The 22,500-nt window shown below is 41.1% G+C and carries 20 protein-coding genes and 1 riboswitch; of the genes, 9 read left to right on the forward strand and 11 right to left on the reverse strand.

Annotated elements, in window-relative coordinates; translation table 11 throughout:
• Positions 1-36: 36 nt before the first annotated feature.
• The 7 genes from GVK91_RS18640 to GVK91_RS18670 all read right to left on the reverse strand — a co-directional run bounded on the left by GVK91_RS18640 (position 37) and on the right by GVK91_RS18670 (position 5,850).
• Positions 37-618, reverse strand: a complete 582-nt coding sequence (locus GVK91_RS18640; RefSeq protein ID WP_159730752.1) for a hypothetical protein — start codon at positions 616-618, stop codon at positions 37-39.
• 697 nt (positions 619-1,315) lie between these two features.
• Positions 1,316-2,086 (reverse strand): tryptophan-rich sensory protein, encoded by a 771-nt coding sequence (locus GVK91_RS18645; protein WP_159730754.1) that lies wholly within the window; start codon positions 2,084-2,086, stop codon positions 1,316-1,318.
• 81 nt (positions 2,087-2,167) lie between these two features.
• Positions 2,168-2,635 carry an SRPBCC family protein gene (locus GVK91_RS18650; protein ID WP_159730756.1) on the reverse strand — a complete coding sequence of 156 codons (468 nt, stop codon included), beginning with the start codon at positions 2,633-2,635 and terminating at the stop codon, positions 2,168-2,170.
• Between the two features lie 171 nt (positions 2,636-2,806).
• Positions 2,807-3,445 (reverse strand): hypothetical protein, encoded by a 639-nt coding sequence (locus tag GVK91_RS18655; RefSeq protein ID WP_159730758.1) that lies wholly within the window; start codon positions 3,443-3,445, stop codon positions 2,807-2,809.
• A 254-nt stretch (positions 3,446-3,699) separates the two neighbouring features.
• Positions 3,700-4,128, reverse strand: a complete 429-nt coding sequence (locus GVK91_RS18660) for a DinB family protein (RefSeq protein WP_159730760.1) — start codon at positions 4,126-4,128, stop codon at positions 3,700-3,702.
• Between the two features lie 84 nt (positions 4,129-4,212).
• Positions 4,213-4,821, reverse strand: a complete 609-nt coding sequence (locus GVK91_RS18665) for a GrpB family protein (RefSeq protein WP_159730762.1) — start codon at positions 4,819-4,821, stop codon at positions 4,213-4,215.
• Positions 4,822-4,959: 138 nt separating this feature from the next.
• Entirely contained in the window at positions 4,960-5,850 is an 891-nt protein-coding gene (locus tag GVK91_RS18670; protein WP_159730764.1) for a DMT family transporter, read from the reverse strand.
• A gap of 111 nt (positions 5,851-5,961) precedes the next feature.
• Between GVK91_RS18670 and GVK91_RS18675 the strand changes: the two genes are divergently transcribed.
• Positions 5,962-7,377 (forward strand): PLP-dependent aminotransferase family protein, encoded by a 1,416-nt coding sequence (locus tag GVK91_RS18675; RefSeq protein ID WP_159730766.1) that lies wholly within the window; start codon positions 5,962-5,964, stop codon positions 7,375-7,377.
• A 63-nt stretch (positions 7,378-7,440) separates the two neighbouring features.
• Here GVK91_RS18675 and GVK91_RS18680 read toward each other — a convergent pair whose 3' ends face one another.
• Positions 7,441-10,077, reverse strand: a complete 2,637-nt coding sequence (locus GVK91_RS18680; protein WP_159730768.1) for an alpha-L-rhamnosidase — start codon at positions 10,075-10,077, stop codon at positions 7,441-7,443.
• Between the two features lie 160 nt (positions 10,078-10,237).
• A riboswitch (TPP riboswitch) is annotated at positions 10,238-10,333 on the forward strand.
• A 59-nt stretch (positions 10,334-10,392) separates the two neighbouring features.
• Here GVK91_RS18680 and thiS point away from each other — a divergent pair.
• From thiS to GVK91_RS18720, 8 genes are all read left to right on the forward strand, one after another.
• Positions 10,393-10,599 (forward strand): sulfur carrier protein ThiS, encoded by a 207-nt coding sequence (gene thiS, locus GVK91_RS18685; RefSeq protein WP_153846774.1) that lies wholly within the window; start codon positions 10,393-10,395, stop codon positions 10,597-10,599.
• A 46-nt stretch (positions 10,600-10,645) separates the two neighbouring features.
• The gene (gene thiC / locus GVK91_RS18690) at positions 10,646-12,460 is read left to right on the forward strand and encodes a phosphomethylpyrimidine synthase ThiC (RefSeq protein WP_159730770.1); all 1,815 of its coding nucleotides are present in this window, start codon (positions 10,646-10,648) and stop codon (positions 12,458-12,460) included.
• On the forward strand, positions 12,457-13,074 hold the full coding sequence (locus tag GVK91_RS18695; RefSeq protein ID WP_159730772.1) for a thiamine phosphate synthase: 618 nt from the start codon (positions 12,457-12,459) through the stop codon (positions 13,072-13,074). Before thiC ends, GVK91_RS18695 begins: the two co-directional genes overlap by 4 nt.
• On the forward strand, positions 13,020-13,652 hold the full coding sequence (locus GVK91_RS18700) for a thiamine phosphate synthase (RefSeq protein ID WP_235032958.1): 633 nt from the start codon (positions 13,020-13,022) through the stop codon (positions 13,650-13,652). Before GVK91_RS18695 ends, GVK91_RS18700 begins: the two co-directional genes overlap by 55 nt.
• Entirely contained in the window at positions 13,649-14,419 is a 771-nt protein-coding gene (locus GVK91_RS18705; RefSeq protein WP_159730774.1) for a thiazole synthase, read from the forward strand. Before GVK91_RS18700 ends, GVK91_RS18705 begins: the two co-directional genes overlap by 4 nt.
• Positions 14,420-14,429: 10 nt before the next feature.
• On the forward strand, positions 14,430-15,554 hold the full coding sequence (gene thiH / locus GVK91_RS18710; protein ID WP_159730776.1) for a 2-iminoacetate synthase ThiH: 1,125 nt from the start codon (positions 14,430-14,432) through the stop codon (positions 15,552-15,554).
• Positions 15,555-15,558: 4 nt separating this feature from the next.
• A complete protein-coding gene (locus tag GVK91_RS18715; protein ID WP_159730778.1) occupies positions 15,559-16,269 on the forward strand; it encodes a HesA/MoeB/ThiF family protein in 711 nt (236 codons plus the stop codon).
• A gap of 146 nt (positions 16,270-16,415) precedes the next feature.
• Positions 16,416-17,657: a YaiO family outer membrane beta-barrel protein gene (locus GVK91_RS18720; protein ID WP_153846767.1), complete on the forward strand. Its 1,242-nt coding sequence runs from the start codon at positions 16,416-16,418 to the stop codon at positions 17,655-17,657.
• Here GVK91_RS18720 and GVK91_RS18725 read toward each other — a convergent pair.
• The 3 genes from GVK91_RS18725 to GVK91_RS18735 are packed head-to-tail and all read right to left on the reverse strand — an operon-like array spanning position 17,654 to position 22,498.
• The gene (locus GVK91_RS18725; protein WP_159730780.1) at positions 17,654-21,076 is read right to left on the reverse strand and encodes a sulfatase-like hydrolase/transferase; all 3,423 of its coding nucleotides are present in this window, start codon (positions 21,074-21,076) and stop codon (positions 17,654-17,656) included. The genes GVK91_RS18720 and GVK91_RS18725 overlap by 4 nt on opposite strands.
• Positions 21,070-22,137 (reverse strand): hypothetical protein, encoded by a 1,068-nt coding sequence (locus GVK91_RS18730; RefSeq protein WP_159730782.1) that lies wholly within the window; start codon positions 22,135-22,137, stop codon positions 21,070-21,072. The genes GVK91_RS18725 and GVK91_RS18730 overlap by 7 nt, the downstream gene beginning before the upstream one ends.
• Before the next feature lie 4 nt (positions 22,138-22,141).
• Positions 22,142-22,498, reverse strand: coding sequence for a response regulator transcription factor (locus GVK91_RS18735; RefSeq protein WP_120332802.1), 357 nt, complete (start codon positions 22,496-22,498; stop codon positions 22,142-22,144).
• Between the last annotated feature and the right edge of the window lie 2 nt (positions 22,499-22,500).

Raw genomic sequence — 22,500 nt, forward strand, 5'->3', positions numbered from 1 at the left:
ATAAATCAATTTGGGAAAGAAATGGGAATTATTTATCTATTTTCCCAATCTAAATCCAACCGTTATACCGCCAACAGGAGCAAATGCGCTTTGGCTGTCATAAAAACTCACACCTGGCCCGATACCTACATTCATCATAAAACGATCGCCATAAGTTCGCTGTATACCCCACATTGCGCCTAAAGTTAGGGTGAAATCAGCAACATACATATTATCACTTTTCAATATGGACGGACCAGCGGCTCCAAGCACCCCTGCAATATAATTGCCGGAATTGTGTGCTATTTTTTTTCCATTCTGAAGCCTTTTATTTAAATTATAATAATGCCGCACTTGCATATCGACCGCTGGGCGAAATGCATATCCCCACTCAGAATCTTCATGATGATAATCGTTAATTGTTATCGATGTTTTACTGTATAATAAACATCCTGATAAAGGTCCTGAAAAGCGCAATGTTGTTTTATTTCCGATTCCCATTTCGTAAGACATATTGGTCAGGATATTGTAGGCAAATTGGTGATCCTCAACTTTGGCTTCAACTGCTGTATTCGTTTGTCCAAAAGACATCGAGGCAAAAGCCACCGTCATAAAGAGTGTAAAATAATTTCTTTTCATTAATAATTAATAATTTGACACCGCAAAGATATTAAAATAAATAATGTGTAAAAATCAAACTCCTATTGTCAAATCGAAGGCATTTCGCTTCAAAAACAAAACATCAATAAATACAAACTTAGTTTATTAGATAAGCCCGATGTACTATTTCATATATTTAACCATAAAGATTATTATTTTAATTTTTATTTTCACAAGCGCAACAGGCAACGAAATCCGTTACTCCTACTGTGGCGTCGATGCATTCGCAGCTGCAGAGGCGATTGTTAGTGAAGTAGTAAAGAAATATACTTAGCAAATGCTCAGAAAGTTTTTGAGTCTGAGGCACAATGTTTAGAAAAGAACATATGAAAAAATTAGTGTTATTACTTACTTAGATACAAAGAATTAAACCTAACAAAGACATGGTTTATAAACTTAGAACAATATCCTGAAAACACCCTGCCTCCCGCCCATCAGTACGCAAGCAAGTACAACTGGGACTCTTATGCCATTGGTCCTTCGTGGGATCTGATGCGACTATCACTGTCTTTACGCTGCAAAAAGGATTTCAGCATGTCATCAATCCATTAATCGGAAAAGAATTTCAAAAGCTATTGATTGCGGAATCAGCAATAAAATAGCAGCTGGCTACAATACTATGGAAAGCTTAAACTTTGATTGCCAAACCACTATCATTTACTATATTAATTAAGCACTAGACAGGCAGTCGCTTACGATATTGGATATAGTATACAATTACATTTAGCAAAACAATAAGAGCCGCTATTATAGCCGCTGTATATACAGTGCTATTAACTAATTTATTAGCAACTGAAATTGCTATTAAAGCCCATACAGCTACAAGTCCAAATAAGGGCATATGACGTTGCCATATCATCAATAAATGAATGATTAATGCAATTGCAAACATGGTAATAACCCATGTTGTAGCTGATAATCCAAAACCGTCCCAGCCTATCTTCGTGAGATAGGCTGCAATGTCGGCAATCAAAGCGACAGAAATCCAGCCTGCATAAAGTTGAAAAGGGAACTTAAGAAATATACGCTTGCTGCGTGCAGCATGAAGCGCAATAGATTGAGTATGATGAATTATCTTTAATAGCGACACAAAAAGTAAGATCATCAATAAAACAGTTAAAAAGGTATAGTCATACAACCAGGTAATGACCCATAGACTATTTGCTAGACAAGAAATCAAAAACCACCATCCGACTTTTAAAACTACTTTTTCCTTTTCGTTTGTCTGTCTGACAAAAGGACCAAAATAAATTACAAATCCAAACAACCCTAAATAAATGAGGCCCCATATGGAAAAGGCATATCCCGCGGGTGTAAATAGATTTTGATATTTAGCAGAAACCGTTGCCATGGTCTCCCCATTAAAAATTCCCGTATTGGATAGGTAATTAATAATCACCGTAATGACCAAAGCAACTCCATTGGTTATTTGATAGATTTTCTTCATTGTATACAGCATAAAATATGTTGAAAAGCTCATCTGGCCTCCTTCTCGCCGGTCACGTGAACTGCAATAGATTCGTTATCATTAATTCTTAGTTTGATTAAATAATTTTTCTAAAACCTGATAACGGTAATCGAAGATTTGCTCTAACTTTTTTTTAACAAAAACTCCATGCACAATTGTGCCTAGAATTCCCAAAGGCAATTCATAATCTATCCTGTCTTTCACGAGCACTCCTTTTTCATTCGGAATAAACTCATGAAAATGATTCCAATAGGCATAAGGTCCCTTTAGTTGAAAATCAGTAAAACTTTTATTCTTTTCCACTTGCGTTATTTTGGTCTTCCACTTCAGCGGAAACCGAAGGATCGGAGATACCAAATAATCAATAATCATTCCTTCAGCAATTTCTTGCCTACGAAAGTCCGAGACGACAACAAACCCCATATCTTTTGGTGTAATTTCTGAAAGATTCATGGGTGAAGAAAAAAAAGACCAAGCGGTATCCAAATCGCAGGCCAATTGTTGTTCTCTATATAATTTGTACCTCATCTTATTTGAACTAACTTTATTGCTTGTTAATATAACAACATTATCGCAACTTAGTTTACAAATATACTATAAAAAACATTTCACGAGGCTATATCGTCAATTTAAAGAATAATTATACACCAATACAACTATTTAATTTGAAGCTAGCTTTAAATATACTTTTATCGATGGTTATTTAGCGGACATATCCTTTTCTAGAGCCTTAACAAGGGCTTTCGTATAACTTTTAGAAAAATCAGCTAAGCTGGAAGGGTTGATTGTTTCAGACTGCACACTCCAAACCAGTTGTTCGGAACTAACGTCATATAGATTGCTTTCCAGATAGTACATTTTATCCGTGGTATAATATCCCGGATCGTATGCAATCGGGTACCAATGGGAGTAATAGCTCCAAAAATTACCATACCATCCAAACCTCGGATAAGGCATAAAAGGTCCACTTCCCGGTACATATCGGGTCTCGCTGGTTTTGTCGATCAGGGTAACAGTGAAAATAGCATCCGCATTCAGACTGTGTACTGCTTTCATCACTAAATCTTTATTTTGACTTTCATCTTTGGTGAACGTGCGTTTAAAAACATCAGTACTTTTAATAGCCTTGTAGCCATGCATGGAAGCCGCTTCAGCCAAATTGGATTCAATGACATCCTTTGCTTTAGCATGGTTTGTCATCGCAATAATGAATATTGTTTGGTATTGTTTTGGAGTCAGATCTCTATTTTTATAGATATCTGTTATCCTTGTGGAGGTACTACAAGCCAACAATAAGAAGCTTGAGACAATTGCGGTTAAAAATGACTTCGATTTCATATGTTTTAAAAATTAGTGTCCTTTTGAAGTGTAGCAGAGAGTCTCTTCGTATTTTCCGTGGGATATGCCAGTACATCGATCTATTTTGGGTAGTCTTAGCGTAAAAACTATAGAACCACCTATTAGACAACAAGTTTAAACTGACAATTGTTTTGCAGTTATTAATTATAAAAGAAATACTTTAATTCTTAATTGATATTATCAAAAAAGGTCCTTGAGAAGTAAGGACACCACTCATCAGGGATTAAATTTCATCATTCAGGCAAAATCTGATTTCTGTGATGCTTCAAGTGCATCACATAGTCAAGCATTAAAAATTCGAGGCTATGGTCATTACAAGTCCTTTGTGTCAGTTTATTCACAATTATATGCTGAAACAAAAACAACAATTGCTCGTTTACCGATCGCCATAGATTGCATAATTTAACGGTCTCAGCATGTTGATAGTCAGCAGATGAACAGTAGGCTACCTGATCATAGTATATTTTTGGATTTTCTTCAAATTGAGCTCTTATAAACCGTCCGTAATTTACAAAAGCGCTATCGACTAAATGACCTAGAATTTCTTTTTTACTCCACTTATTTGGTCCCAATTTCATATTAAAATCGTCCTCGTTTAATTCCATAATTTGCTGGGTAAAATCATGGATAATATCCTCAAATTCTGCCAAAAATGTACTCATACCTAGATCTATCTCTTATTGCACTAATTTCTTAACAATGTAATCCCTTGCCTCCACGCTATTGTGTAACGTTCCATTGTTCTACTATTTTATTGTTCCGTAAACTTTTTTGTACCATTCCATAGCTTTTGCTTCGTGCTCTTTCAAAAATTCATCTTTCGCGTCGTTATAGTCGTTCCCATCTTTCCATTGCTGAAGGACCAACTTTTCTTTAATTACCTGATAATGACCTCTTACTTCTTCATGTACACGCAGATAATCGCGAAACGCTATATGGCGCAACCAGTGTTCTGATTGCAACGGTATGCTGTGAATATGTGCTATCCGTAGCGAATGATCATGCAATCGTGCTGGAATTTCATCGTCGGGTGCAATGTGCTCTGGCACCCCCAATACTTCAGGCCGATCAATCAGGGCGACAAAAAAACGTCTGTAAGGCATATCCTCATTGTATTTTTCATAATATACATAGCATTTACCACGCAACAGAAACGGAATGCGATCAAGATCATTTTCTTCCTCAAGACCGATCAATATATCAATGATTGGTTTGGCAGACAATCCCTCAACGGCCGTACTGCCTATGTGATCTACCCTCGGCCTTATAGGTTTCAACAATGTAAGAAGTTCATTTTGAATGCTGTCGAAATTCGCTTTCCATATCGGATTATAAGGTTCAAACGGTAAAATCATACGATGTTGTCTTTGTCAATACAAGATAATAAACATCATTCGATCAAATACGCCTCGAACGGTGCCCTAAAAGTTAAAGTTAATAAATTTATGGTTTTCCGAGAGAACCTATAAACCAGTTCTCTTTTTCCAATGCATTTATTGTGCAAATTTCTTCGTCGCTACGACACAGAGGATAACACCAACTGTTACGGCAAGCATGCCAACACTGACTTGTTCATGAAGAAGCCAGGTGGCTAAGGCCAAACCAAAGAATGGCTGTAATAACTGTAACTGTCCTATGGTCGCTGTACCGCCTTGGGCAAGTCCTTTATACCAAAAAACAAAGCCAATAAACATACTGAACAAGGAAACATAGGCTAAACTAGCCCAGGCGCCCATAGGCACAGCATCAAAAGACGATGGAAGATAGATAAAAGTAAGTGGCAACATCAACGGCAGCGACAAAACCAGAGCCCAGGAAATGACCTGCCAACCACCCAGCGTCTTGGTCAATTTAGCGCCTTCAGCATAGCCCAAACCACAGAGAATGACCGATAAAATCATTAAAACATCACCTAAAGGTGAGGCTGTTAGTCCTTGTGCCAGCGCATAGCCGATCACCAGTAAACTCCCTAAAGCAGAGAACAGCCAAAAGATTGGCTTCGGACGCTCGCCACCGCGTATAATACCAAATACGGCTGTCGATACGGGCAAAATACCGATAAAAACGATGGAGTGAGCAGACGTGATGTGCTGCAGGGCCAAAGCGCTCATTAAGGGAAATCCAACGACACATCCTATTGCAACGATGCATAGCGAACCCAATTGTTTTCTTTTCGGGCGTTTTTCCTTAAAAACCATCAATGTTACCAGTGCCAATATACCTGCAATCGAAGCCCTGGCTAGCGTCACAAATACGGGGTCAAATGCTAAAACCGCCATTCGTGTTGCTGGCAACGAACCACTAAACAATACCACACCAATAAAACCGTTTAACCAACCGCTTGCGGTATTTTCTTGTAATTTACTTATACTTAATTCTGCCATGTTTCCATCTTTTACACAAAGTTCGTCCATTACAAGAACTAAGCACAGTCACAGTTTTTGATAATTCAATGGACACAGTTACCTTTGAAGACAGACATTAGTCCTTATTTTATGAAAAAAGATTATTTGTATAATGAAATAGCAGACAATATTGCCAATAAGATTAATTCAGGTGTCTTAAAAGCTGGCGAGAAACTACCTTCAGTGAGAAATCTAAGTGCTGAACACGGTATCAGTATAAATACAGCAAAAAGGATATTTCTAGCGCTGGAAGGACGTTCACTTATACGGTCCAAACCTCAGTCCGGCTACTTCGTTAGTCCTCCAAACTATTTGCAGCTTCCTTTGGCCACAGCCAGTCAACCTATTCCAATCGCCAATAACCGAGAACCAGATCAATTAATGAATAAAGTGTATTCAACCATGGGGCGCCGGGATTTAACCTTATTTTCGATCGGTGTTCCTTCGGGAAGTCTCCTGCCTACCGCAAAGTTGAAAAAAGAAATCGTTCTCGCTACACAGGAGCTCAGTGATGGTGGCACAGCATATGAGCCCTTGCAGGGCAATATAAAATTACGTCGTATGGTAGCAGTACGTTCATTGGCCTGGGGTGGAAATCTAAACGAAGATGAGGTCGTTACCACCAACGGCTGTATGAATGCTTTGGTTTTATGTCTGATGGCCTTAACCAAACCTGGAGATACACTGGCTCTTGAAAGCCCCTGCTATCCGGGTATCCTCCAACTTGCCGTTAGCCTGGGACTTAAGGTGCTGGAAATAGCCACTGACCCCATTACGGGAATAGACATTGAAGCCCTCAAAAAGCTATTGCCCGAAATCAAAGTTTGTTTACTGGTCCCCAATTTTAACACCCCTTTGGGCTATTGTATGCCGGATGAGAACAAGCGGGAAATTGTATCACTGCTAGCAAAACATCATATCCCGCTGATCGAAGATGACACCTACGGCGACCTCCATTTTGGCACCCAACGCCCCAAATGTTGCAAATCTTTTGACCTCGATGGCAATGTACTCTGGTGTGGGTCAGTTTCAAAGACATTGGCTCCGGGCTTCCGTGTCGGATGGGTCGCTCCTGGAAAATACAAGGAGCAGATTATCAAATTAAAACTGATCCATTCCCTGTCATCTACAGCGATCATCAACGAGGCGGTGGGAAATTTTCTATTAACAGGAAAGTATGAAAACCACCTACGTAAACTCCGTAGATCATTAACAGAAAACTACCAGCAGTATGCCGCTATCATCTCGGACCATTTTCCAGAAGGTACTAAAATAAGCCGCCCACAGGGCGGACTCGCCCTATGGGTTGAATTTCCAAAACACATCGATACAGGCATACTATACAACTATGCGCTTAAACTACAGATTAGCATTTCACCGGGAAGGATCTTCACCTTGCAGGATCAATTTCACCATTGCATGCGTCTCTGTATTGGCTTACCCTGGAGCAATGAACTCGCCTTAAAATTAAAACAGCTTGGTAAACTCGCAAAAGCCCTCCAATAGATTATTACATAAAAGAATAAAACCAACAGTCAAGACAACGAAACAACAAGTCGGAGCCTATGCTTACTTGAGTTTCAGCTCCAGCCTGTGTTTACCAGCCTCCAATTGGACGATATCGCTGCTTCTAACATTATCCGGTGGATAAAATGTTGCCGTCGCATTAGCAGGTATTTGGATATTATATACGATCATTTTATCCGTTAACTTCCATTCGGAAACAATTTTACCGTAGGGTGAATCGTAAGAAATAGAAGATTCTTTCAGTTCCTGGGGGAAGATGGGTTTTAAGAGCACATGTTTAAATCCTGGTTGTTTAGGATCTGGAAGAATCCCGCCGATAGATTTAAAAAACCAACCACCGATTTCGCCAAACATCATGTGGTTGTCTGAAATATCCCGTGTTGCTTTTAAATCCCAGTTCTCCAACAATGTTGTCGCTCCATTTACAATCCACCATCCCCAAGACGGGTAGGTATCTTGTACCGCGACCTTATAGGCTGTCGTTGCATAACCGTTATCTTTTAACGCATTCAATAATGCTTTAGCACCCAATACGCCTACATCCAAATGAAAGTTGGTCTCTTCCACTTTCTTATTCAGGTTGGCGGCAACACGGGCTTTCATTTCATTGGGTACAACACCCCAATAGAGAGGTACACTCAGTTCGGTCTGTGTTCCATTGCTATAAACACCCTTGGAAGCATCTAAAAATTTAGCGTTGATAGCCGTCTTAATTTTTTCGCTTAGCAGTTCATATTTTTGTTGATCTGCTGTGTATCCAAACAATTTGGCCGCAGCAGCCAAGATGGTCGCATCCACATAAAAATAAACAGACGAGGTCAACTCCAGATTGGACTGTGACTTCACTGGCACCCAGTCTCCACGCCCAAACGTTGTCAACCCAGACGGGCTGATTCCGTCTACATAATCGACATAGCGTTTGATATTTAGGTAGCATTCTTCTAATGCACGTGGGTCTCCATAAAACTGATAAATCTGCCATGGAATGATGGCAATGGTGCTTGTCCAATCCAAACCATTTGCGGTACCGTAGCCCCATCCGCCAGTTGGAATAATATCGGGTAAGACACCATTCTCCTGTTGTTCATCACGATGATCCGCCATCCATTTTTCATAAACTGTTATCCCGTCAAAATTGTATAAAGCTGTTTCAATCGCAAGGTGCCCATCCCCTGTCCAACCGTTCTTTTCGCGCTGCGGACAGTCTGTAGGATAGCCCATCAAATTGGACAAGTAGGCATTGTTGGTCGCTGTCCATAGTTTATTGACCAACGCTGACGATGTCTTGAGCTGTCCAATAGCAGACACATCACTATGCATAAAATAGGCGGTCACAGCCGAACTATCCAATGCAATTGCGGCACTGCTGCTAACCTCGACATAACGAAACCCTTTGTAACCAAACTTTGCCATAAACTCATCATCCCGACCACTTAAGGTCAATATATCAGTTTGAAAGGGCTCCTTTTCCTTATCGCCCCGATAATAAACATCAATATTGGACTGATCAAGATGCCCATCCGCCAACAACCGCTCACCATGCTTGATACGCAGCATAGTACCCGCAGCTCCTTTCACTTTAACTTTTGTAATCCCGGCCATATTCTGCCCCATATCGAACACATAGGTACGTTGGTCTATCTTTGTCACTGATTTTGGCTTATAGGACTTCACGAGCCGAATCGGTACCATCTGTTGGGAAACGATATATGCAGATGGCGCATTTCTATACTGAACAGCCTGCCAGGCCGAATCATCGTATTTTGGTTTATCCCAGTTAGGTATTTCCAGTCTTGCATCGTAATGCTCACCAGTGTAAATATTATTATAAGTGATTGGTCCCGAAGCTGTCTTCCACTGCTTATCCGAAACAATGGTTTCCGTCGTTCCATCGATATAAACGATTTTCAGTTCTAAACAGAATGTTGGCCGGGCCCGCCATGGTGCTTTATCAAAGTTCCAAACGGCCAGTGGTTGATGATTATACCAGCCATTCCCCAAAACAACGCCAATGGCGTTCTCTCCTTTTTGAAGCTGCTGGGTTACGTCCGTCACGACATACAATGTGCGTCGGTCAAATCGAGTATACATTGGATCCAGACGATGGTCGCCAACGCGCTGGCCATTAATGGAAAGTTCATATAATCCTGCTGCGGCAATATACGCGCGGGCAGATTTTACCTGCTTATTTGCCTTAAATTCTGTTCTAAAATAAGGCGTTTCCCGCGCATGAATATCCTTATTGTCGCTGATCCATTTTCCTTTCCAAAGGTCCATTCCCATCATTCCTGTTTCGAAAGATGCTATTTCAGAACGTGTTGATACACCATCCTTATCCCATACTTTAACCCTCCAGAAGTACTTAGTCTGTGGCTTTAACTGTGTGCCGGTATAGGGCACTAACATGGAAGAACTGAGCTGTTTGCCACTATCCCAGCTATCTTTTGTCTCTTTCAGCAGTGCCAGCGAATCTTGCCCTAAAAGGATCTGATAAGCTTGTTGTACCGCACCTTTACGTTGGTCCTCAAGTCGCCAGCTAAGTCTCGGGTGAATTGCATCAATACCCAATGGATTGACCAAATGTTCGCATGTCAACTGCACGGCGCTGCAGTTGTTTTTAGGTTGGGCATAAGTGTTGCTAGCGATACACAACAGTGTTGTCAATAAAATCCTACGCATTAAAAGATACTATTCTTGGTGGTTGTTAAATTGTTTTAGCTGATTCAAAAAACTAATATATCAAATATTTCCCACATACTGACCTGTACTTTCCTGCACAATATGTCTAAGTCTGCAAAATAAATTTCTTGCAACTTTCATAAAAATAACCTTATCTTAGTCGCAACTTTAGGGGTGTCTGCTCGTGCAGGCTGAGATTTTACCCTTAGAACCTGATCCGGATCATACTGGCGTAGGGAAAAGTGAGCTGTCTACAAGGTGCATTGCTGTGCCTTTGTGTAGCCATTCCTAAAGTTTTACCAAAAAAATTAAGGAATGGAACTTACAATAAACCATCAGATTCGATTTTTCGACCCCCCACTTACTTCACTTGAAGGCTTGTTGCTTTTGGAATTATCTGGCAAAACTCAGGGTGTGGCTGTAGCCATCAACAACAAAGTCATCCCCAAAAAGGACTGGGCTACGACAACACTTAAACCTTACGATCAGATTATCTTAATTACCGCATCTCAGGGCGGATAGCCATTCCCAAAAAATCAACCGAGTAATTCACCCAATACAGAAAAAAATGACAGCTGAAACAATTACGCAATCCCCCTTTCCAAATGCAAAGAAAATTTTTGTATCCGGAAAACTATTTCCTATTCAAGTCGCTATGCGTCAAATCTCCTTGAGTCCAACCAAATTAACGAATGGAGAGGTAGAAATTAATCCGCCGGTAACAATCTATGATACTTCTGGACCTTATACGGATGACACCGTCCATATCGATATCCGGAAAGGCCTCCCTCGCCTTCGCGATCAGTGGATATTGGATCGTCAGGATGTCATACAGCTGCCTGGCATCAGCTCTGAATATGGACAAAAACGCCTTTCTGATCCAACGTTGGATGAACTCCGATTTGCCTATGGTCATAAACCAAAAGTAGCCTCTGCCGGCAGGAATGTCACCCAATTACATTATGCAAAGCAAGGCATTATTACCCCAGAAATGGAGTACGTTGCTATCCGTGAAAACCAACGTATGGAGCAGCTCACGGCCAGTACCCCCGGAATGGATCATCAGCATAAAGGGCAAAACTTTGGTGCTAGAACACATGATAAAGCTATTACACCAGAATTTGTCCGTGAGGAAATCGCTGCCGGAAGAGCGATCATCCCTAATAATATCAATCACCCTGAAAGTGAACCCATGATTATCGGGCGCAACTTTCTTGTTAAAATTAATGCCAATATTGGCAATAGCGCTGTAAGTTCAAGTATAGAGGAAGAAGTTGAGAAAGCGGTATGGGCCTGTCGGTGGGGAGCCGATACAATCATGGACCTATCCACTGGCAAAAATATTCACGAAACCCGCGAATGGATTATCCGTAACTCGCCCGTTCCAATCGGTACAGTACCAATCTATCAGGCGCTCGAAAAAGTGAAGGGAGTGGCCGAGGACCTTACCTGGGAAATATTCAAAGATACCCTGATTGAACAGGCCGAACAGGGTGTTTCGTACTTTACCATACACGCCGGCGTACTGCTTCGTTATATCCATCTCACAGCATCTCGAGTAACGGGAATTGTTTCCAGAGGAGGGTCTATCATGGCCAAATGGTGTCTTTTCCACCACAAAGAGAACTTTCTTTATACTCATTTTGAGGAGATCTGTGAGATCATGAAGCGATATGATGTTGCTTTTTCACTTGGCGATGGTCTCCGTCCAGGTGCCATTGCGGACGCCAACGATGCGGCTCAATTTGCTGAGCTCGAAACACTGGGCGAACTCACCAAGGTCGCCTGGAAACACGATGTTCAGGTGATGATCGAAGGTCCGGGCCATGTTCCTATGCAATTGATCAAAGAGAATATGGACAAGCAATTGGCCTGTTGTGACGAAGCTCCATTTTATACCTTGGGTCCCTTAACAACTGATATTGCTCCAGGTTATGACCATATCACATCAGCCATTGGAGCTGCGATGATCGGTTGGTATGGATGTGCGATGCTTTGCTATGTGACGCCCAAAGAACATCTGGGCTTACCAAATAAAAAAGACGTTAAAGACGGTGTAATCACCTATAAACTAGCTGCCCATGCGGCCGATTTGGCCAAAGGACATCCAGGTGCACAATACCGTGATAATGCCTTGAGTAAAGCGAGATTTGAATTTAGATGGGAAGATCAATTCAACCTTTCCCTGGATCCAGATACAGCACGGGAATATCATGACGAAACATTGCCGGCAGATGCGGCCAAAGTGGCTCACTTCTGCTCCATGTGCGGTCCCAAATTTTGCTCGATGAAAATTACGCAGGAAATCAGAGATAGTGCCGCACAAGGGATGCTGGAAAAATCGCAGGAATTCATCGCGCAAGGAAAAGAGATTTATTCATGATCATCGCTTTGACAGCAGCAGAAACGATCCCTTCCGAAAAAGGGATTATAGACGCTTTGTTCAAAGAAGGACTCGATATCCTGCACTTGCGCAAGTATCATTTTACAGACCTACAAATGTCCAAATATGTGGAATCTATAGATTCCACATATTTGGACAGATTGGTCCTACATTCCCACCCTCACCTATCGGCTGAGCTCGGAATCGCACGTATTCATATGAACGAAAAGAATAGAAAGGATAGATCAACAAATCAAATGCTGCCTACAACAATCTGTTCAACATCTGTTCATGATATCGATCAATTCAATAGCCTTGATGAATGTTGGGCCTATGCTTTTCTAAGTCCATTATTTCCGAGCATCTCTAAAGTGGGGTATGGAGTGCATAATGCAAGGTTGGATCAGCTCCCGTCACGCTCCAACTTTACTGTTGGTCTCATCGGTCTTGGAGGGATAAACCAAGATAACTGTCTTATCCCGATGCAGCAAGGTGCAGATGGAATTGCCTTATATGGTACTTTATGGAAGCACCCTGAGCCAGTTCAAAATTTTATAGCATGCAAACAAAAACTATGGAAAAACTCCAATATATATCGCAGGGACAAACATTAACTGAACAAAAAAATAACATACTGAAAGCGCTGGATGCGGGGGCCAAATGGATACAGATCAGATGGAAGGACGCCGATGAAAAGAGCCGCTACATGCTTGCAGAACAGATCAAGCAAACCTGTTCCGAATTTGGTGCCAGCTGTATCATCAATGACCATCCTTCGCTTGCAGCGGCTGTAGACGCAGATGGCGTGCACTTGGGACTGGATGACTGCAGCGTCACAGCTGCCCGGGACATATTGGGTGCAGGAAAAATAATCGGCGGTACTGCCAATAGCTTTGCGGATGTAAAACAAAGAATAAGTGAAGATTGTGACTATGTCGGACTCGGACCATTCAACTATACCACAACAAAACAAAAACTAAGTCCCCTACTGGGGATTGCAGGATATGAAAACATCATCCAACAAGTCCGCCTAGCGGGCTTGCCCCCTATTCCAATATTCGCAATTGGCGGTATAAGCCAACTTGAAGATATCCAACAGCTATTAGAAATTGGAGTTTACGGTGTAGCACTCTCCGGAATCGTAACCAAGACTCCAAACATTGTTTCATCCATCAATAAAATTTTATTATGAGCAACCTACATATAGCCGATCGCGTATTTGAATCCAGATTATTTCTGGGTACGGGCAAATTCGGTAATCTCACAGAAATGAGCGATGCCATTGTGGCTTCGGCCTCCCAATTGGTCACCGTTGCCCTCAAACGAATCGACCAGACCAGCGCAGACGACAGTCTCATCAGTGCGCTCGATCTGGCGGCAATCCATTTGCTTCCCAATACTTCGGGAGCACGAACTGCTGAAGAAGCTGTGCTCGCAGCCCAACTTGCACGGGAGGCATTGGAAACCAACTGGGTAAAGCTGGAAATTCATCCCGACCCTCGTTATTTACTGCCCGATCCTATTGAAACCCTGCGTGCAACTGAATCGCTGGCCAAACGGGGTTTCGTTGTCATGCCTTATATTCACGCAGATCCAGTACTTTGTAAAAGATTGGAAAATGCAGGTACAGCAGTTGTTATGCCTTTAGGTGCTCCTATTGGTAGTAATAAAGGGCTTCGCACACTGGACTTTCTCGAAATTATTATTGAGGAGAGTAATGTCCCTGTGGTTGTAGATGCTGGGATCGGAGCTCCATCCGATGCCGCCAAAGCCATGGAAATCGGAGCGGATGCAGTCTTGGTCAATACGGCAATTGCGGTCTCAAATAATCCGATACGTATGGCCGAAGCATTCAAAGAGGCTGTTATCGCTGGACGAAAGGCTTATGAAGCCGGTTTAGGAAAGATCGGATCACAAGCAATCGGTTCGAGTCCCTTAACTTCATTTTTATTTGATTGATGATTCACTTATGACAGATTTCAAAACGATACTCGATGAATACTCCTGGAATGACGTCCACACGCAGATTTATGACGCTACCAATCAGGATGTACAACACGCGTTAGAAAAAGACCATTTAACGCTCGCTGACTTTAGCGCGCTCATCTCACCGGCTGCAGCACCGTATCTGGAACAAATGGCACAAAAAACACAACAAATCACGCAACGTCGCTTCGGTAAAACCGTACAACTCTATGCCCCTCTTTACCTGAGCAATGAGTGCCAAAACATCTGTACATATTGCGGTTTTAGCATGGACAATAAAATTAAACGCAAAACCCTCAGCAACACCGAACTATTACTGGAGGCAATGGCACTTAAATCCATGGGAATCAACCACATTTTACTAGTCAGCGGAGAAGCCAACAAAACGGTCGAGATCAATTATTTCCTAAACGCTATTCGCCTTTTAAAACCTCATTTTTCACAGATATCCATTGAGGTACAGCCACTGGAAGAATCCGAGTACCGACTACTACAGACCGCAGGGGTATATGCCATTTTGGTCTATCAGGAAACCTACCATCGAGAAGTTTACAAACAATATCATCCGAAAGGAAAGAAGTCCAATTTTGACTATCGTTTGGATACGCCTGACCGTATAGGCCGGGCCGGAATCCATAAAATCGGACTGGGGGTATTACTTGGGCTAGAGGACTGGCGGGTGGACAGCTTTTTCACCGCGGCACACATTGCCTATTTGCAAAAACAATATTGGCAGACACGTTATTCAATTTCATTTCCGCGCTTACGACCAGCCGCGGGTTCTGTTGAGCCAAATTTTCATTTGGCCGATCGTGATCTGCTGCAGTTGATCTGCGCATATCGCCTGTGGAATGAAAATTTGGAAATCTCCATTTCAACCAGAGAAAACCAAACCTTCAGGGATCATATCATACCCATTGGCGTAACCACGATGAGTGCAGCTTCAAAAACCAATCCTGGAGGCTATGTTGTCGATCCCCAAGCTTTGGAACAATTTGAAGTAAGTGATGAAAGAGATATGGAAACAATAAAAAATCAAATCCGAAAAATGGGCTATTCTCCAGTGATGAAAGACTGGGAAAGCAATTACGCGGGTATTGTACGTTAAATACATGAAAAAAGATAACATTTTTGATCGCTATAGCAGACAGATTTTTATCGAAGAGATTGGCGTTGCCGGACAACGGAAGATTATGGATGCCAAGGTATTGGTCGTCGGTGCAGGCGGACTCGGGAGTCCTGTCGTTCAATATTTAGCCGCGGCCGGTATAGGCAAACTTGGGCTGGTTGATTTTGACCGGGTTGAAATCCACAATCTTAATAGACAGATCATTCATTCCGAAAATAATATACACCAAGCAAAAACAGAAAGTGCCACAGCCTATGTACGACAGCACAATAGCACAATTGATTTTGAACCCTTTCAGGTAAAAATAGATGCTGACAACGCGCTAGCAATGCTCGCTCCCTATCATATCATTGTCGATTGCTGTGATAACTTTACAACGCGCTACCTGCTTAATCAGACCTGCCTACAACTCGATAAACCTTTGGTATACGGTAGCATCTATGGTTTCGAAGGCCAGCTGGCTGTCTTTAACTATCAGGGTAGTAAAAACCTATTAGATATCTTTCCAACTCCCCCCGATCCGGAGCAGGTTCCAAATTGCGATAAAAATGGGGTGCTAGGCCCCTTGCCCGGTATTATCGGCAGTATGATGGCCATGCAGGTACTTAAAATAGTAACCGGATTACCCGTAGATAGCAACCAGTTAACGGTTGTTGACACATTTCATTGGCGTTTTTCGAAACTCCTATTCTAAGGATCATTTCGGAAGGCGTTCTACAAAATGAGATAGAACGCTTTAAAAGAGCTCAAAAATTTATTCTAAAACAACTAGCGACAAACAAAATTTCCTAATTTTAGTTTATATATTAGCAAGCTTAAATGTCAAATTTACGATCTAGAATGAAAAAAGTAATTTATCCATTACTCTCCCTCTCTTTATTACCCTTATTTTCTATCGCGCAAGAGACGAAACTCACTGCTGATGATCTCTTTGTAAAAGCGCGAAAGGTAGCTTTTGATTCAAAAGATTATCCGCAAGCCATTCAATTATCTAAACAGGCCCTACTTCAAGCACCGGATTACACGGATATTAGCATTTTTCTCGGACGTCTTTATACCTGGTCGGATAAAATTGATTCGGCAAGAACCATCTTTACAGAACTGGATAAAAAGAATACAAGTGATGAAGATTTCTTTTTAGCCTACGCCTCATTGGAATATTGGAATGATCAGACTGACAAAGCTATTGCAATTACAGACAAAGGGCTTAGCATACATCCGCAGTCTCAGGATCTACTGCTGTTAAAAGGTAAAATAAGTTATGGCAATGATCATTATGAGGTTGCCGAAAAGGCAATTAATAGTTTATTGGCAATTAATCCAAAAAATACAGAGGCCAGAGCACTGGCAAAAAACATTGAAGAATACACAGCAAAAAATGCGATCGGTCTGACGTACAATTTTGTCTACTTTGACAAACAGTTTGATCATAATTGGCACATTGTTGGATTAAGTTATAAACGGGCAACACCAATAGGATCCGTTATTTTCAGAACTAACTATGCGAATAAATTTGCAGAAAATGGTGTCCAATTTGAAATGGAGGCTTACCCGCGTCTTTCAAAGATATTTTACCTATATGTCGGTGCTGGATACTCCAATAATGTAGGCATTTTTGCGAAATATAGAACTGGTGTGTCTCTCTATGCCAATCTTCCGAACAGCTTTGAGGGGGAGATCGGATATCGTCAGCTTTATTTTAGTGACAACATCTGGATGTATACGGCTTCAGTGGGAAAATATTACCAAAACTTTTGGTTCAATCTGAGGACTTATCTTACACCGGGCGAAAAGAATATTTCCCAATCCTATACCGGAACAGTCCGCTATTATACAAAAGGAGCAAACGATTACTTCGGATTTAGTGCCGGAACGGGTCTGAGCCCCGAGGAAAACCGAAATAATCTATTGGACAACGCTTCCTATAAATTAAAAACATTCAAAGTAGGTGCCGAGTATAATTTCTCAGTTAAGCAAAGTAACCTATTTTCAATTTCGGGCACCTATTATAACCAAGAATTCAGGCCAAAAGAGCGAGGGAATCAATTGGACATCATCCTTGGTTATATTCGAAAATTCTAGTTCTTCTTTGTTCGATTAAAGTAATTTGTATAAACACTATCTGGAAGAAGTCGCTTTTGCGTATAAAAAAGTTTGTTCTTGCGCTTAAATAATTCAAAGCGCTTGGACAATTCTTCTTTCGCATTATCCGCGGCGGCATCTTCATTGAGCACACCATCCAGTTTATACAGTTGTCCATCGGAAAGATGATAACTGCCTTTCACAAAATCAATCAATTGATTTTTACTCTGCATCATGGCTATACCATCACCCTGTGCCGAAGCGCCCTTATCGAGCCCCTCACCGATCCATGTAACTTGGTTAGGAGTTTTAAGCCCAAAATTCTCACGATAGTAGGCTAATATAGAAGGCGCGACATCAAAATGGCTAACAAAATTATGAAAAGTCTTTGGCCCTTTCAAAAGTGGTGAATAAATCAACAAGGGAACATGATAACGATCGATTTTGCTTTGCAATGGTATCTCAGGCATCGCGTGGTCTCCAGTTATGACAAAAATAGTATTTGCAAAATCTGGCCTCTTTTTATATTCTTTAAAGAACTGCTCCATCGCGTCATCCAAATTCAGTACCGAAACAAGTTGGGTACGGTTTTCCAAAGCCCACTTTTTTTGTTCCGGTGTAAGGTTCAATGTTGCTATACGTTGATCAAACAATTGCTCATAATGAGCCGCATTATTGATCAAAAACGGATTATGGGTTGATAGCGTTAAAAGCACATGGAAATAAGGGTGTTCCTGTACTTTCTGCACTTCAAGAAGTTTGCTAAAGACAGCTTGATCTTCATATCCCCAGCTCTCCCCACCCTTTTCGGGCAATTTTTTATAAGGAGGTCCGAATGCCGCTTGGTCCATAAGCATATCTATTTTATTATAATCCATGAACTTTTTCATGAAATCAAAATTAGAATGACCACCATAGAAAAATCCAGTATTGAATCCATTGCTCTTCAGAATATTAAAGAGATTGAAGTTGTCTGGCAAGGTGTCTTGTTCCAGGAATCCATGTGTCGCAAAAGGCAACGAACCTGTTATGGTCGGTAAAACGGAAAATGTCCGACCTGAGGAACTCATATTATTATCCCAATACAAAGACTGTTGCTTCAATGTACCTATAAAAGGTGTAAAGTTGCCAATATAACCATTTTCAGCACTATAGGCATGTCCTAAACCCTCGATAACAAGAATGACCAAATTGGGTACTTTCGCTGATTTTTGCATGTATGTCCCCAGGAAATCTTTCGTATCCTCTTTTTTCAAAAAAGGAAATTTAGTATCCAACACTTTTGCATCATCATCGTCTTTATTGAACATAGCGAACATCCCCGGGTGATCATCCACGTAATTGGACAAATTAGAATCAAAAAAATAACGCCATTTGCTCCGGCTTGCATTGGCTACGAATTCATCTTTTTCAGCGCTACCCCGAAAAAACGAAGCCGAGGAGATGAAAAACGATATGATCCCCAAAGATAACAGTGCAATACTAGCATAGGGTTTTTTGAATGTCTGTTTATTGGCAATCCAAAGGGGAACCCAAGAAATTACGATCAATAATAAAAGTAAAGCAATATTGGTAAAACTCAACATACCGCTAGCCTCCAAAATTTGCTTCATCTCTTCCGAACTGTAATAGAACATATCAGCTCCAAGCAAATTTCTGGATTCGCCAAAATACAGAAACAAGATGAATTGCATAACGACAATAAACGAGAACGATATGACCATAAGAAGTCTCGCCCAAAAACTGCTTATGAACTGAAGCAATAAATAGCCGATTCCCAAACAGGCCAAGGCTTGAAAAATGAACAGGATGTTATCCAAAAATAGATCCTTCCCGGCATGTGACTCCGAAAGCTGAACAAATCGACGACCGTACCACCACCATTCTACACCAACGGACAACATATACAAGGCAAAGACGACCAACATAACAGGTCCTAAGCTCTGTAACGACAGATTTAATCGCTGACCGAGGTATTTCCAAACCGACTCATTCGCATCTTTTTGTTGGAAGCCTTGTCGTGTCATTTCTCCCCAGCCATGCTGCTTCCGAAAGTAATCAACAACGCCCTGTACTCCAGCTTTAACAACAATGGGGTGAAAGTATAACGGTTCTAGTATCGCCGTAGTTATTAGAGTGGAAAGATCTCGCTTCTTAGAATAAACCTGATGGCTAACAAGATCAACCAAGATTGCATAGATCGAATACAAAATTCCGGAAGCAATCACCAATGCAAATAGCGCAAAGAAAAATGGCCAGTTGATGATTCCCAGAATAAAAAAGATTATAAAAACAATATAGCCTGTAAATTCGACAATAGGGCCCAGGAATTCGAAGAAAAACCAATAAGGCATACTGACCATACCAAAACGGCCATATTTCGGATTGAACATGAGTTTCCGATGTTTCCATAAGGTCTCCATCGTGCCCCGCATCCAACGATTACGCTGTTTACGTAATACTTCTTTTGACTCGGGTACTTCGGTCCAGCACAATGGATCAGGAATGTTGACCACCTCGTAGGCTTGCTTTTGCTCCTCCATATAACGGCGCATACGAACAACAAGCTCCATATCTTCTCCTACCGTATTTCGGTCATAGCCCCCACAAGCCAATACGATCTCCCGGTCAAAAGCGCCAAATGCCCCGGAAATAAGAATTAAACCCGAAGCCCTTGACCAAGCCATTCGACCTAAAATAAAAGCACGGATGTACTCTAAGGCCTGCGTACGCCCCAACCATGATTTTGGAAGATTAACGTCCACGACAGAACCATTCACGACATTACAGTTATTGGCCAAACGTATAACTCCGCCGCAGGCTATAACGCGTTTGTCGGTCTGTTCCAAAAATGGCTTTGCTAATTTTAGAATAGCATCCTGTTCCAAAATACAATCTACATCAATACAGACGATATAATCTCCAGAAGAAATATTAACGCCGACGTTGAGCGCATCAGCCTTACCGCCATTTTCCTTGTCAACAACAATCAGCTTCTTAAATGCTGGATTTTTGCTCTTATAGATTCCCCTTATATCCTTGGTCTCAATATTTCCCTGAACAAAAAAAGACGTTGGTTCAAGTTCATAAGAGGCGATCAATTTCAAAATTGAATCGTCTTTACTACCATCATTGACGATGATAATTTCCAGATTATGATAATACAGCGACAATAAAGAACGTACATTTTCAACGATGGTCATCCCCTCGTTGTAGGCTGGAGCAATCAGACTGAATGTAGGCGCGTTGGGGTTGGTCGCAATAATACTATAATCCGTAAACGTATTATTGTGTTTGTAACGAAACACAGCTCCATAAGCGTATAGCCCTATCCAAGTATAGATAATAAATACCGCTGCCGAATAAAGCAAAAATAACCAAACTATAATTTCGTATACGATATGGGAAAACTCTAACATTTTTTCTCTTGCAATGCGTGTTTAATAATTTGTGTAAGTTCGTCGTATGTATCTTCACGTTGTGAAATTTCGCGGAGATAATGTTCTTCTCCAAGCACAACGAGTACTTCTGCGGCAGAAATTTTAATTGACACTTGACTATGATTCCAAAGTTGATCCTTCAGAAAATGCTCACTTTCTCTACTTTTGGCAATTTTCATAGCTTTAAGGATTTCAATCTGAACTTCGATTGGTTGCAGATCAAAATTTTGTATAAATTGCTGAATTGTCCCACTGTTCTCAATGGCCTGCAATGTTCGTATGGCTTGTATACGAACTTTCGTAGATGGATGATCCAATAGGTTAAAAACTTCCGTATAAAAAGTCATCAATCTAAATTTTCGGATCAAGCGCAACGTAAATATGACAACAGAATCATTTGAACTCTTAAGCCAGGTATCAACGTGTAACTCCGAAAGCTCGGGTATTTCATGGATGGAAAACAATAAACGTAATTGTTGCCAGTCTGATAAGGGACGATCGAATTGATCTAAAAAACCAAGCCCCTCATACCCTTTAAAAGTTACGATTGCATATTGTGCTTCTTGATATACCGCAGTGCGGGAATCATTAAGCTTGGCTGTTATCTCTGGGATTGCTGGTTCGACATTCATTGCAGCAAGCTCCTGAACCCCACCGGCAACCAAATAAGCTTTTCTATGCCGAAGCTTCCGCCAGGCCTCATCCTCCAATTTAAAATCATGAAACAACCTATTGATCGATTGTTTAGCTCCACCAGAAAATTTTCTATCAGAGTCAACTAATACATCCAAAAAAAGAGCTCGAAAAGAAGGTTCTTTCAAGTATGTCGCAAACTCCAGATCTCGATCGCTATTCTCATCGCCACCAACAATAGTTTCCATAATCTTGTACTCGATGATCTGTCTCCAGGATTGCCTATTATGAAGGATTCTATAGCTATAAAAGCTGTATCCCAGTACCGTGATAATCAACAATAGTACTAAAATCAATACGATAACAATCGCCAGAATAAGCTCATGTAGCTCGATATGGTGATGCATAATTTTATTTATTTATTAGGCGTTTTATCCTAAGAATCAGTTCATTTGGACTAAATGGCTTAACCATAAAATCCGATGCACCTAAATCAAATGCATCAACCACGACCTCCTCTTGGCCCATACTTGATAATACAATAACTGGGATCTTCTTTCCAATACTTTTTATTGCCGAAAGAATTTCAATACCAGAAGCAAAGGGCATCATAATATCCGTTACAACTAAATCCAAATCCAGCTCATTAATTTTCTCGATGGCTTCACGGCCATTTCTGGTCAGCACCACTTCGTGTCCTTCTTTTACTAATTTGTGTTCAACAGTACGCAATATCAATTCATCATCTTCCGCTATTAAAATCAACATAT

Origin of the sequence: Sphingobacterium sp. 18053 (assembly GCF_902706145.1) — a bacterium.
In the GTDB taxonomy this organism is placed as follows: domain Bacteria; phylum Bacteroidota; class Bacteroidia; order Sphingobacteriales; family Sphingobacteriaceae; genus Sphingobacterium; species Sphingobacterium paramultivorum.